Origin of the sequence: Pseudomonas sp. P7759, from assembly GCF_013386445.1 — a bacterium.
GTDB classification, from domain to species: domain Bacteria; phylum Pseudomonadota; class Gammaproteobacteria; order Pseudomonadales; family Pseudomonadaceae; genus Aquipseudomonas; species Aquipseudomonas azotoformans_A.
This window is the reverse complement of sequence record NZ_JACART010000004.1, coordinates 1-12,767: the sequence shown is the minus strand read 5'-3', so window position 1 is coordinate 12,767 and position 12,767 is coordinate 1. Positions and strand designations below refer to the sequence as shown.

The window sequence follows — 12,767 nt, the reverse complement described above, 5'->3', positions numbered from 1 at the left end:
TATTCATCGGGTATCGGCACTGATACGCGCTGTATAAAGGGTGGCATTACGCCATCGATTTGGCGTCAGCTTAACAGACACATTCTGACTCGATTAGCCAATTTTCCGTGCAAACCCTGCTATTGATCGCTTTTGTTGGAAACGCTGACGCAGGCGGGCCCTGTGCTAAGCTGGCGACCCTTTTTTAGCAGTGGAGTCTGGGCGATGAAGGCACGCATCCAATGGGCGGGCGAAGCCATGTTCCTCGGTGAGTCGGGCAGTGGCCATGTGGTGGTCATGGATGGCCCGCCGGAAGCCGGTGGCCGTAACCTGGGCGTACGCCCGATGGAAATGCTCCTGCTGGGCGTAGGCGGTTGCAGCAATTTCGACGTGGTCAGCATCCTGAAAAAGTCCCGCCAGGCCGTGGAAAGCTGCGAAGCCTTCCTGGAAGCCGAGCGCGCCACTGAAGACCCCAAGGTGTTCACCAAGATCCACATGCATTTCGTGGTGAAGGGCCGGGCGCTGAAAGAAGCCCAGGTCAAGCGTGCTATCGAGCTGTCAGCCGAGAAGTATTGCTCGGCGTCGATCATGCTTGGCGCGGCCGGTGTGGCCATCACCCATGATTACGAAATCATCGAGTTGGGTTGATCGCTCAATCGGAAGGCAAAAAGAAAGGGCGCTGTGATAGCGCCCTTTTTTTCGGCTTAGATCCGATGCATTCAAATTCTATAGGTGCTTTTGGTCATGACTTTGGCCAAGAGACTCATGCCGAACCGCACCGGCGCGGGGAAGCGGAAACCGCCCGCATCCAACGCGCTTTCGGCGTGGTGTTCTTCATCGATGCGCATCTGTTCAAGAATTGCCCGGGACTTTTCGTCCTCGGCTGGCAGTTGTTCCAGATGCTCATCCAGGTGTTTGCACACTTGGTGTTCGGTGGCGGCGACAAAACCCAGGCTGACTTTGTCGCTGATCAGGCCGGCAGCAGCGCCAATCCCGAACGACAAACCATAAAACAGCGGGTTCAGCACGCTCGGGTGACTGCCCAGTTGGCGGATGCGTTGCTCGCACCAGGCCAGGTGGTCGATTTCTTCTTCGGCGGCGTGTTCCATGGCGGCACGGACCTGCGGCAGCTTGGCGGTCAGGGCCTGTCCCTGGTACAGCGCCTGGGCGCAGACTTCACCGGTATGGTTGATGCGCATCAGGCCGGCGACGTGGCGGGTCTCGGTCTCGCTCATCTGGGCGTCGGGCTGCACAATCGCGGGCGAAGGGCGGTACGGCTGGCCGCTGAACGGCAGCAGCGTGCGTATGGCCATGTCGGCTTGCAGCAACAGACGGTCAATCGGCGAGTAGTGACGTTGGGTAGTCATGCTGACCTCCGGGAAGAATCTCGGCGGCCAGTTTACCGCAAGAGAGGGGGAAGCGTTTGCCCTGCGTCAAGGGCATGGGGTCGCAGCCGGGGGCCGCGACCTTCGCCGAAAGGCTGATCAGCCCGGCGGCCAGTTCATCTGGCGCTGACCCAGCACATGCATATGGATGTGATAGACGGTCTGCCCACCTTTCGGATTGCAGTTCATCACTACCCGGAAACCTTCTTCACAGCCTTGTTCCACGGCCAGGCGCTGGGCGGTGAACAGAATATGACCGGCCAGGGCTTTATCTTCTTCGGTCAGGTCATTGAGGGTCGGGATGTGTTTCTTGGGAATGACCAGGAAATGCACAGGCGCCGCCGGGTGGATGTCCTTGAAGGCCAGGACTTGATCATCTTCGTAGATGATATCCGCGGGTATTTCTCTGTTGATGATCTTGGTGAACAGAGTATCCACAGCTGTTTCTCCATTATGAATGTGCAGGGTGAGTGTACTCAGCCAATCAACGTGGGCAATAGGCCTTGTTGATGGCGCCGGCGATCTTGCGGGTCAGCCAGCGTGGGCTGAAGCGCGGGCTGAAGGCGATCCAGCGGTTACGGCGGCCAGGGATGATGATGGCTTTGTTTTTATCCAGGGCGCGCACGGTGTAGAGCGCCACTTCTTCGGGGCTCATCAGCTGCTGGCTGCGGTCGAGCTTGGCTGTGTCCATTTGCGCGGTGCCAAAGAAGGCGGTGCGTGTAGGGCCGGGGCAGAGCACCGAGACCTTGATGCCGCAGGTTTTCAACTCCTCACGCAAGCCTTCGGAGAAGTGCAATACATAGGCTTTGCTGGCGTAGTACGTGCTCATCCACGGGCCGGGTTGGAACGCCGCGACGGAGGCAACATTGAGAATCTGCCCGCCGCCGTGCAGCGCCATGGTGTTACCGAGCGCGTGGCACATACGGGTCAGAGCGAGGATGTTGACCTCCATGAGGTCTTGTTCGGTCATCCAGTCCTGGGCCAGGAATGGTCCGCTGGTGCCGATACCGGCGCAGTTCACCAGCAGGTCGATCTGCCGCTCGCCTTCTTCAAGCTCCAGCAGGAACCCGGACAAACGCAGCGGCTCGCCCAGGTCGCAGGCCCGGAACAGCACCTCGACGCCAAAGCGTTGGGTCAACTCGATTGCAATGCTTTCCAACTGATCACGCTGGCGGGCCACCAGAATCAAGCTGCGGCCGCGACGGGCCAGGGCTTCGGCCATGGCCAGGCCGATGCCGCTGGAGGCGCCGGTGATCAGAGCGTAACGGGTCATGCCTTTCTCCATCGCAACGCCACCGCGCCTGTGACAAAGGCATCACAGGCCGGGGGGCGTTTCTTCACTGTTCTGGAGAGTCTACAGGTTCGCCCGCTTCGTCAGCACTCTGCGCTTCGTCTTCTTCGACGGTCGCGGCTTGGTCAGCGTCTTCATCGGAGGTGATGGAGCTGCTTTCGTAGCTGCTGTCCATGTTGGCTTCAAGCTGGTTCAGGTAGCCGTTCATGCCCAGGGTGACCACGATGGCAAGCATGACCGGGATAAACGCCAGCCACAGGGTGGCCAGGACTTTTACCGCCGTGGAGTTGCGTGGTGGTGGCGCGCCGTATTGGTTGGCGCCTGCGTTGCCCGGCAATACCAGCAGCAGGATCGGGAACACGCTGTTTACCAGCGGAACCAGGTTGAGGAAGTACAGCCAGCCCGACCAACCCAGGTCGTGCAGGCGCTGCACACCGATTTGCACACTGACCCAGACCAGCGCAACAAACAGCCCGAGGCCTAGCAGTACACCAAGAATGGTCCCCGCCGTTGGCGAAGCGGTGGCAACGGCAAAGCTGACGGTGCTGATGATGCCGCCCGCAACCAGCAGTGTGAGGGTCAACACCAGGGTCCAGGCGAGGTATCGCAGTCGACCGATGCGGCCGTGGATAGTGAACACCTTGAGGGTGGCGTATTCCGGCAGGTCATCACCCACGGCGGAACGTGGTGGTGCGTAAGGTGAAGCTGCAGGGCGCGAGAAGCTGCCAGAGTCAGTTTCGTGAGTTTCGTCCAGGCTGAAGGCCACAGGCTGTTCGGGTTCAATGCGCGCATCGACCCCGGCGTTTTTCAGTGCGGTGAGGTAGGTTTCCGCATCCGGGCGCGACAGGTCACGTTTGAGCGCGACCGGGCGACCGGTGAAGAGCTTCTCGATGGCTTCGACGTCACTCTTGAACAGCTCGGCCAGGTTCAGCTTGGCCGTGGTGCTTTCGACACCCGGGAGCAAGGCTCCATCAAACACAATCTTGAAACGGTTGTCGCTCATGCGGGCTTCCTTGTCACTTGATTCAGGGAGGTAGGGCAGGCCGGCTCAAGTGGCAGGCCTTGCGGTTGGGTCAGCGCGGCCAGCGCAATTGAGCGGCCTGTTCGCGGGCCTTGCGGTATTCGGCATCCAGACGGGCAACCAGTTCATCGACGCTGGGCAAATCATCAATCTCACCGACACCTTGGCCGGCTGACCATACAGTCTTCCACGCCTTGGCCTCGTCGCTCAACGGCTTGAGCTTGGAGCCGAAGTTGACTTCGCCTTTGCCTTGCAAGGCGGCGAGGTCGAAACCAGCGTTTTCCAGGCTCTGGCGCATAAAGCTGGCAGGCACGCCGGAGACAGCGGGAGTGTGCACGATGTCGGCGGCGCGCGATGTGAGCAGCATCTCCTTATACGCATCCGGGGCGTGGCTTTCGGTGGTGCCGATAAAACGTGTGCCGAAATAGGCCAGGTCGGCGCCGAGCAGTTGGGCCGCAAGTATCTCATGCCCGTGGTTGAGGCAGCCGGCCAGCAGCAGGGTTTTGTCGAAGAACTGGCGAATTTCGGCAATCAGCGAGAACGGGCTCCAGGTGCCAGCGTGGCCACCCGCGCCTGCCGCCACGGCGATAAGGCCATCGACGCCGGCTTCGGCAGCCTTCTCGGCATGGCGTCGGGTGGTGACGTCATGGAACACCAGGCCGCCGTAGCTGTGTACGGCGTCTACCAATTCCTTCACGGCGCCCAGGCTGGTAATGACGATCGGCACTTTGTGCTCGACGCAGATCGCCAGGTCCGCCTCCAACCGTGGGTTGCTGTGGTGCACGATCAGGTTGACGGCGTAGGGCGCGGGGTTATCCAACTGTGCCAGGCCCGCTTCGATTTCCTCCAGCCAGGCCTTGAATCCACTGCTTTCGCGTTGGTTGAGCGCCGGGAAACTCCCGACCACCCCATTGCGGCAGCACGCCAGGACCAGTTGCGGGTTGGAAATCAGGAACATCGGCGCCGCCACGACGGGCAGGCGCAGACGTTGTTCAAGCAGAGCGGGCAATGACATTGGAGGTACCCCGAGTAATTGAAATTAGAACGGTTTGACCACGACCAAAATTACGATAGCCAGCAATAGCAGAACGGGCACTTCATTGAACCAGCGATAAAAGACATGGCTGCGGGTGTTTTCGCCACGGGCGAAGCGTTTTACCTGCGCGCCGCACATGTGGTGGTAACCAATGAGCAGCACGACGAGGGTCAGCTTGGCGTGGATCCAGCCGCCCGAATGAAAGATGCTCGGGTTCAGGTAGATCAGCCAGCCGCCGAATATCAGCGCGGCAACCATCGCAGGCCCCATGATGCCGCGGTAGAGCTTGCGCTCCATGACGCTGAAACGCTCTTTGCTGACGGTGTCCTCGCTCTGGGCGTGGTAGACGAACAGGCGTGGCAGGTAGAACAGCCCGGCAAACCAGCAGACGATGCTGACGATATGGAAGGCTTTGACCCATAGATAAAGCATTTTTAGTTATTCCCAGGTTCACGGTAGCCGAGATAGTAGTGGCTCATGCGCCCGTACGTCACGTTGACGGTTGTCGCAGGACGATACGGCCCCTATTATCGACGGCTTTCCAGTGGGTTCGTTGAGGGCAGGTTTATGGTCAAGGTCGGTATCGTCGGCGGCACGGGTTACACCGGTGTCGAATTGCTGCGTCTGTTGGCACAGCATCCGCAAGCTGAGGTGGTGGTCATCACTTCCCGATCCGAGGCCGGGCTGGCCGTGGCCGATATGTACCCGAATCTGCGAGGCCACTACGACGGCCTGGCATTCAGCGTCCCGGACATCAAGACCCTGGGCGCCTGCGACGTGGTGTTCTTCGCCACCCCGCACGGCGTTGCCCACGCATTGGCCGGTGAACTGTTGGCGGCGGGCACCAAGGTGATCGATCTGTCGGCGGATTTCCGTCTGCAGGACGCTGATGAATGGGCCAAGTGGTACGGTCAGCCTCACGGTGCGCCGGAGCTGTTGGAAGAGGCGGTGTACGGCCTGCCGGAAGTCAATCGTGAGCAGATCAAGCAAGCGCGCCTGATTGCGGTGCCGGGTTGCTATCCGACCGCTACTCAGCTGGGTTTCCTGCCGTTGCTGGAAGCTGGGTTGGCGGATGCTTCGCGTTTGATCGCAGATTGCAAGTCGGGCGTCAGTGGCGCCGGTCGTGGTGCTGCCGTAGGGTCCCTGTACTCCGAGACGTCGGAAAGCATGAAGGCCTATGCAGTGAAAGGTCACCGTCACTTGCCGGAAATCCGCCAGGGGCTGCGTCGCGCGGCTGGCAAGGATGTGGGCCTGACGTTCGTGCCGCACCTGACGCCGATGATCCGCGGTATTCACTCGACGTTGTACGCAACCGTGGTTGATCGCTCGGTAGACCTGCAAGCGTTGTTTGAAAAGCGTTACGCCAACGAGCCGTTCGTCGACGTGATGCCTGCTGGTAGCCACCCGGAGACCCGCAGCGTACGCGGTGCCAATGTGTGCCGGATTGCTGTGCACCGTCCACAGGATGGCGACTTGGTGGTGGTGCTGTCGGTGATCGATAACCTGGTCAAGGGCGCGTCGGGCCAGGCGGTGCAGAACATGAACATCTTGTTTGGGCTGGATGAGAAGTTGGGCTTGTCGCATGCAGGCATGTTGCCATAAGCCTATAAAAATCGAACAAGGCGCCTCGCGTTAGTAGGCGCCTTTTTCAGCCGCCGCTCATAGTCTTTCACAACACTTCACGGGAACCTCTTTCCCGCCTTCGCCACTCATATTGTGCTGTTCTTCACTAACAACCATGGATTCGGTGATAGAGCATGGTGCTGATGATGTCTTTAAAAGACGCACTTGGCACTTGAGAGGCTAATATGCTGATTCGCAGTCACTCCCTACCTAATATTAATACCCATGAAACTGCTATTGATTTGTCGAAAGTTAAACTTTCAGACAATAGGCAGCAGGCGGGCGCCGCAGTGTTTTCCTATAACCCTTCCGGGACTAAAGGGGCCAATCTGGATGAGAATGAAAATGTCGTCGTAGCATCAGGATCTGTGCCGCGTGCGTTGAATAGTGTCCCCATTCGTTTGAAACCCAATCCTCTCTGGATCAACCCAGAGACCAGGCTTGCGTGTAAATACTCCCCGGTCAAGGTGCCTGAACCGGCCCATGAAGGCGTCAGCCAAAGCATGCGGACGGTGCTTCATAACCGAATCGAAACCTGTAGAACTCTTGCCGGGGAGCGGAGTTTCTCGGGGGATAACAGCAATTGGCTTTCCTTCATTAGAGGCCCTCAGTTAAAAGAGGCTCATTTCAATCAAGATACTGTTCCCGCGCTCGTCATCAGTGGCGGTAGCGCAAATAAGCTTGCGGCGGATTTGCGCAACGATTACAGCCTGGCATGGCACCCCAAGAATATGCGGGTTGGGTTGGATGGTCGTTCCGATCCGGTCTTTCTCATCGTCCATAAGTTGGATTACCCGACTTATACATCAGTATTGAGCGATGCATTGGAGTCTTATCCAAACCTGAGAATCATCGGTTGGGACGGTGGAAAGTTGACCGGGTTTGGCGCTGCGCGTGCTGCGGCGCTAGGGTTTGCTGACTCTTTACCATGGAAGCCTGAACGCTTAATGATGATTGATCAAGATGTGGTGACGACAGAGCAAACCAGGCATTCAAATCCTGCGGTACGCCGTAGAGTCGAAAACCTGCATCAAGCGACCAACCAGCCTGTAGTTGGATTCGGTGTCGGCTACCCGACACGACAAACGCCACCCCTCCCGTTTAGAGATACTGAGCAGCCGAAACCGTCGGATTGGGACGGGCCCGCCGAACAGTTTGTTTCCCTCCGCGCGCCTTATCGTAGGAATAGGGGCGATGGTATTTATGACCCCTATATGGTGGCGGGGGGCGAAGACATGCTCATGAGTAAAAAACTTGGCTTAAGCAAAGAGGGCCGTAATACAGCGCAGGTTCAGGAGAAAATTATAAAGAAAGAGCTCAAAGGTCCGCCGGACGTGCCTAACACTTATTGGAGCGAGGGGCGTGTCCAGACGTTAAAGGCGCTCTTTGAGGCGGAAAAAAACACGCTGGTCGCGTTCGAGGGAGAGAGCATGACGCTTGACAGTCTGATGTCAAAATTCGTAGTTAATGGGTGGGTTTCAGCTCACCCCAGCGTTGACTCGTATACAGCTGCTGCCTGCATCGTCGAGCGTATTATTTTGCGGCTGGCGTCAGAGTCACGGGTGTAATCGATGAATCAGCCGCTCATCTGGACTCACCCTGCATGGCGCCGGCCGGATCCTGTGTTGAGCATGAGCAGACCTGCCCTCAGGTGAGCCCCAAGTGCCTTTCGTGCCGATGATACGTTTGATATACCGTAACAATAGTTGACCGCTTTTCTAGGAGAAGCGGATAATGCCGCCATTACGCATATGGCGGCGGTACGCCGGGAGATTATCAGCATGAGCGTTGAATCCTTCACCCCCACGGCTTTGCAATTCACCCACGGTGCTGCGCACAAGGTGAAGAGCCTGGTCGATGAAGAGGGTAATGATCGCTTGAAGCTGCGCGTATTCGTTACGGGCGGCGGTTGTTCAGGGTTTCAGTACGGTTTTACCTTCGATGAAGATGTGGCCGATGATGACACCATCGTTGAGCGCGAGGGCGTGAGCCTGGTCGTGGATCCGATGAGCTTCCAATACCTGGCAGGTGCCGAGGTGGATTACCAGGAAGGTCTGGAAGGTTCGCGTTTCGTGATCAAGAACCCTAATGCCACCACGACCTGTGGTTGCGGGTCTTCGTTCTCGATCTGATCTGTAGCGCATACAAAAACGCCGCTTGGCTGTGATAGGCCAAGCGGCGTTTTGTTGTCCGGATATTTTAGGCGGGGTAGATCGCGCCCAGTACTCGAAGCCCGCGTGCGCCTGTGACGCTCGGGCGGTTGGCGGCAATGCCTTCAAGGCAGCAATGCGCCAGCCAGGCGAAGGCCATGGCTTCGACCCAGTCGGGGGCTACGCCGTAGGTGGCGGTGCTGCTGACGTGGGTTGACGGTAGTAGAGCGGCCAGGCGATTCATTAGTGTGGCGTTGTGAGCGCCGCCACCACATACCAGCAATGTTTCTGTCTGGGATTGGGCTGACTGTAGGGACTCAACGATCGTCAGCGCGGTCAGCTCAAGCAGCGTTGCCTGCACATTCTGAGGCTGAAATGCAGGCAAGTGGCCAAGGTGTTGGTGTAGCCATTGCAGGTTGAACACTTCGCGCCCAGTACTCTTTGGGCCTTTGGTCACGAAGAAGGGGTCGCTGAGCAGAGCGTTGAGCAACTGGGGCTCGACCTTGCCGCTGGCCGCCCACTGACCATCGCGATCAAAGTGTTCGCCGCGTTGTTGGTGAATCCACGCATCCAATAGGACGTTGCCCGGGCCGCAGTCGAAGCCGGCGACAGGCTTGCCAGTCTCGATCAGGCTGAGGTTGCTGAAACCTCCCACATTCAATACGGCACGGTTACCGGTGCGCTCACCAAACAGCGCTTCGTGGAATGCAGGCACCAGCGGGGCACCCTGACCACCGGCGGCCACATCGCGGCTGCGGAAGTCGCTGACCACGGTGATATTCGTCAGCTCGGTGAGCAAGGCCGGATTACCGACCTGTACGGTAAAACCCCGGGCAGGCTCATGGCGGATGGTCTGGCCATGGCTGCCTATCGCACGAATATCCTGCGGCTTGAGCTTTTGCTGATCGAGTAGAGCGTGAATACCTTGTGCGGCCAAGGTTACCCATTTCTGTTGGGCAATGGCTGAGCGGGCGATTTCATCCTGCCCGCTTGCGCACAGAGCGAGCAGCTCGGCGCGCAGGGTATCCGGCATTGGGATGTAGTGCGTGGCGATCAACTTGATCGCCGAGTCTTGCTCGATCAAGGCAATGTCCAGGCCATCAAGGCTGGTCCCGGACATCACGCCTATATAGAGAGGCATACCTTAACGCTTCGCCGAAGCCAGCAGGGTGGAGCGCTCTTGATCCATGCGCGCCATCAAGGGCTGGCTTTGTTGCATGAAGCGGGCGCGCTCGGCCTTGGCGATCGGGTCGGCCATCGGCAGCTTCTGGCCCAGTGGGTCGACGTGGACGCCATTGACCTGGAACTCATAGTGCAAGTGCGGGCCAGTGGACAGGCCGGTAGTACCGATATAGCCGATCACCTGCCCTTGCTTCACAGTGCCGCCGGTTTGCACGCCCTTGGCGAAGCCTTGCATGTGGCCGTACAGCGTACGGTAGGTATTGCCGTGCTGGATGATCACAGTATTGCCGTAGCCGCCGCGACGACCGGCCAACAGTACCTTGCCGTCGCCGGCAGCCTTGATTGGCGTGCCACGCGGGGCAGCATAGTCCACACCTTTGTGGGCGCGGATTTTGTTCAGAATTGGATGCTTGCGACCCATGGAGAAACGCGAGCTAATACGAGCGAAGTCCACCGGGGTGCGGATAAAGGCCTTGCGCATGCTATTGCCATCGGCGGTGTAGTAGCTGCTGTTGCCTTGTTTATTGGTGTAACGCACGGCGGTGTAGGTTTTGCCGCGGTTGGTGAAGCGCGCGGAGAGGATATTGCCAGTGCCGACGACTTTGCCGTTGGCGACTTTCTGCTCGTAGATTACGTCGAATTCGTCGCCTTGGCGGATGTCCTGAGCGAAGTCGATGTCGTAGCCGAACACGCTGGCCATGTCCATGGTCATGCTGTGGGACAGGCCGGCGCGGGCTGCGGATTGTGACAGCGAGCTGTTGATAACGCCGTGTACGTAGGCGGAGCGCATCACGGGTTTGGTGGTGATGCGGTTGAAGGCAAAGCCCTTGGCACCTTTGGTCAGGGTGATGCTTTCGAGGTCGCTGACATTGCTGTGCAGGTTGTGCAACTGACCATCAGGTGTCAGTTCGAATTCAAGTTTCTGACCGTGTTTGAGCTGGGTAAATTGCTTGGCTTGCTTGTCGCTGGCCAGTACTTCATTGACGGTGGCAGCAGGCAGGCCGACTTTCTCAAACAGGGTCGACAATGTGTCGCCCTTGGCCACGATCACTTCGCGGTGTTGGGGGCTCTTGGCGGCATCGGCGACCGGCGCAGACGGCTCTTGGGCGGCTTGCTGGGTATCTTCCGAGCTGCTTTCTATCTGGGCAAAAGGCGATTCGGTCGGTGCATTTGTGGCTTGTTGCGCGTCGGAAGCGTCTTGATCTTGTGTCAGTTGTTCAACTGGACTTTCCAGGTCAAGGCTCAGGGATGTTCGTTTGGCTTCTACGTCACTGGAAGGGAATACCAGGAGTGCCAGGCTGAGAAGGGCGGCGATACCACTTGCGGCGAGCAGGTGGGTCTTCGGGTAAAGCGGCGGCGCTTTAGACGGTTCAGTGGTCATAGGTAATTTGACTTTGAAGATGAAATGGAAAAGATGAATGACATGATGAAGATGAAATAACTGTATAAAATATAACCAAATCATCTGTGGCGCAAGCTCGCGAACGCTGGGCTTGCTGAACGGTGTCCGTTCGCAGGGCAAAACTTGTAATTAGTCCCTGATCTTGTATGGTTGGTTCCCTTTTGAATCTGAGCCTTGCGGGTCTGTTATGAAGTCGGTTGAAGAGCAGCTAGCGCTGATAAAACGTGGTGCGGAAGAACTGTTGGTTGAAGCTGAGCTGATCGAAAAGCTCAAGCGCGGCCAGCCCCTACGTATTAAGGCTGGCTTTGATCCGACTGCGCCGGATCTGCACCTGGGCCATACCGTGCTTATTAATAAGCTGCGCCAGTTCCAGGAGCTGGGGCATCAGGTCATCTTCCTTATAGGTGACTTCACCGGGATGATCGGCGATCCGAGCGGCAAGAGCGCGACGCGTCCGCCGCTGACGCGTGAGCAGGTGCTCGATAACGCCGAGACCTACAAGACCCAGGTGTTCAAGATTCTCGATCCGGCCAAGACTGAAGTTGCATTCAACTCTACTTGGATGGACAAGATGGGGCCGGCGGACTTCATTCGCCTGACCTCTCAGTACACCGTTGCGCGCATGCTTGAGCGTGATGATTTTGATAAGCGCTACTCCACCAATCAGCCGATCGCCATTCATGAGTTCCTTTATCCGCTGGTTCAGGGTTACGACTCGGTAGCGTTGCGTGCGGACGTTGAGTTGGGTGGCACCGATCAGAAATTCAACCTTTTGATGGGGCGTGAGCTACAGCGCGCGTATGGGCAGGAAGCGCAGTGCATCCTCACCATGCCGTTGTTGGAAGGGTTGGATGGCGTCAAGAAGATGTCCAAGTCCCTAGGCAACTATGTCGGTATCCAGGAAGCGCCGGGTGTGATGTACGGCAAGCTTGTTTCGATTCCTGATGCACTGATGTGGCGTTACTTCGAGTTGTTGAGCTTCCGCTCGATGGATGAGATCAATGCGCTGCGTGCTGAAGTAGAGGCGGGTGCGAATCCGCGGGATGTGAAGATCAAGCTGGCCGAAGAGATTGTTGCGCGTTTCCATGGTGAAGAGGCTGCTGCCAATGCTCACCGTGCTGCGGGCAATCGCATGAAGGATGGCGAGCTGCCGGATGATCTGCCGGAGATTGAGCTGTCTGCTGCCGAGGCGATGCCCATCGCGGCTGTGCTTAATAAGGCAGGCCTGGTCAAGAACTCTGCGGTTGCGCGTGACCTCCTGGGTTCCGGTGGTGTGCGTATAGATGGTGAGGTTGTGGATCGCACCTTTATATATGAGCTGGGTGCTACCCATGTTTGTCAGGCTGGCAAGAAGGCCTTTGCACGTATCACGCTCAAATCCGAATAAAACTGAAATTAGGTGTTGACGGCGAATTGTAACTGTCTATAATTCGCCCCACTTCCGGCGCAGTCGAAACGGAAAACTCTTTGGTAAACAATGAGTTATGTAGGTTTCGGCAGCAGGTTGCTTCAGTTCATCGAAGCCAAAAGGAAGTTGAAAAAGAGGTGTTGACAGCAGCGTGTAACGCTGTAGAATTCGCCTCCCGCTGACGAGAGATCTGAAGCGCAAGTGGTTGAAGTTGTTGAAGAAATCTTCGAAAGCTTCTGAAAATAATCACTTGACAGCAAATGAGGCTGCTGTAGAATGCGCACCTCGGT

Annotated in this window: 13 protein-coding genes and 1 pseudogene; 5 read left to right on the top strand and 9 right to left on the bottom strand. The window is 57.6% G+C overall.

Annotated features, from left to right (window positions below):
- Window positions 1–204 precede the first annotated feature (204 nt).
- Window positions 205–627 carry an OsmC family protein gene (locus HX823_RS04060; RefSeq protein ID WP_005792019.1) on the top strand — a complete coding sequence of 141 codons (423 nt, stop codon included), beginning with the start codon at window positions 205–207 and terminating at the stop codon, window positions 625–627.
- Window positions 628–698: 71 nt separating this feature from the next.
- Here the strand turns inward: HX823_RS04060 and coq7 are convergent, their stop codons facing one another.
- The 6 genes from coq7 to hemJ all read right to left on the bottom strand — a co-directional run bounded on the left by coq7 (window position 699) and on the right by hemJ (window position 5,144).
- Entirely contained in the window at window positions 699–1,346 is a 648-nt protein-coding gene (gene coq7 / locus HX823_RS04055; protein WP_177074190.1) for a 2-polyprenyl-3-methyl-6-methoxy-1,4-benzoquinone monooxygenase, read from the bottom strand.
- A 117-nt stretch (window positions 1,347–1,463) separates the two neighbouring features.
- Window positions 1,464–1,802, bottom strand: coding sequence for a histidine triad nucleotide-binding protein (locus tag HX823_RS04050; protein ID WP_010206940.1), 339 nt, complete (start codon window positions 1,800–1,802; stop codon window positions 1,464–1,466).
- 46 nt (window positions 1,803–1,848) lie between these two features.
- Window positions 1,849–2,637 (bottom strand): SDR family oxidoreductase, encoded by a 789-nt coding sequence (locus HX823_RS04045; RefSeq protein ID WP_038842947.1) that lies wholly within the window; start codon window positions 2,635–2,637, stop codon window positions 1,849–1,851.
- 64 nt (window positions 2,638–2,701) lie between these two features.
- Window positions 2,702–3,658: a DUF805 domain-containing protein gene (locus tag HX823_RS04040; RefSeq protein WP_177074189.1), complete on the bottom strand. Its 957-nt coding sequence runs from the start codon at window positions 3,656–3,658 to the stop codon at window positions 2,702–2,704.
- A 70-nt stretch (window positions 3,659–3,728) separates the two neighbouring features.
- Window positions 3,729–4,691, bottom strand: coding sequence for a nitronate monooxygenase family protein (locus tag HX823_RS04035; RefSeq protein WP_061434349.1), 963 nt, complete (start codon window positions 4,689–4,691; stop codon window positions 3,729–3,731).
- 24 nt (window positions 4,692–4,715) lie between these two features.
- A complete protein-coding gene (hemJ, locus tag HX823_RS04030) occupies window positions 4,716–5,144 on the bottom strand; it encodes a protoporphyrinogen oxidase HemJ (RefSeq protein WP_038842941.1) in 429 nt (142 codons plus the stop codon).
- A 135-nt stretch (window positions 5,145–5,279) separates the two neighbouring features.
- Between hemJ and argC the strand changes: the two genes are divergently transcribed.
- The 3 genes from argC (at window position 5,280) to erpA (ending at window position 8,467) form a co-directional block, all read left to right on the top strand.
- Window positions 5,280–6,314 carry an N-acetyl-gamma-glutamyl-phosphate reductase gene (gene argC / locus HX823_RS04025; RefSeq protein ID WP_010206935.1) on the top strand — a complete coding sequence of 345 codons (1,035 nt, stop codon included), beginning with the start codon at window positions 5,280–5,282 and terminating at the stop codon, window positions 6,312–6,314.
- A gap of 206 nt (window positions 6,315–6,520) precedes the next feature.
- Window positions 6,521–7,903, top strand: coding sequence for a hypothetical protein (locus HX823_RS04020; protein WP_177074188.1), 1,383 nt, complete (start codon window positions 6,521–6,523; stop codon window positions 7,901–7,903).
- Between the two features lie 213 nt (window positions 7,904–8,116).
- On the top strand, window positions 8,117–8,467 hold the full coding sequence (gene erpA, locus HX823_RS04015; RefSeq protein WP_003176443.1) for an iron-sulfur cluster insertion protein ErpA: 351 nt from the start codon (window positions 8,117–8,119) through the stop codon (window positions 8,465–8,467).
- A 67-nt stretch (window positions 8,468–8,534) separates the two neighbouring features.
- On the opposite strand, the gene HX823_RS04010 is transcribed toward erpA, so the two are convergent.
- Both HX823_RS04010 and HX823_RS04005 read right to left on the bottom strand, forming a co-directional pair.
- Window positions 8,535–9,626, bottom strand: a complete 1,092-nt coding sequence (locus HX823_RS04010; RefSeq protein WP_177074187.1) for an anhydro-N-acetylmuramic acid kinase — start codon at window positions 9,624–9,626, stop codon at window positions 8,535–8,537.
- 3 nt (window positions 9,627–9,629) lie between these two features.
- Window positions 9,630–11,048 carry a peptidoglycan DD-metalloendopeptidase family protein gene (locus tag HX823_RS04005; protein WP_177074186.1) on the bottom strand — a complete coding sequence of 473 codons (1,419 nt, stop codon included), beginning with the start codon at window positions 11,046–11,048 and terminating at the stop codon, window positions 9,630–9,632.
- 208 nt (window positions 11,049–11,256) lie between these two features.
- On the opposite strand from HX823_RS04005, the gene tyrS reads away from it, so the two are divergent.
- The gene (tyrS, locus tag HX823_RS04000; RefSeq protein ID WP_033898150.1) at window positions 11,257–12,456 is read left to right on the top strand and encodes a tyrosine--tRNA ligase; all 1,200 of its coding nucleotides are present in this window, start codon (window positions 11,257–11,259) and stop codon (window positions 12,454–12,456) included.
- Between the two features lie 122 nt (window positions 12,457–12,578).
- On the opposite strand, the pseudogene HX823_RS31830 reads toward tyrS, so the two are convergent.
- A pseudogene (locus HX823_RS31830) lies at window positions 12,579–12,767 on the bottom strand (hypothetical protein); the annotation flags it as partial.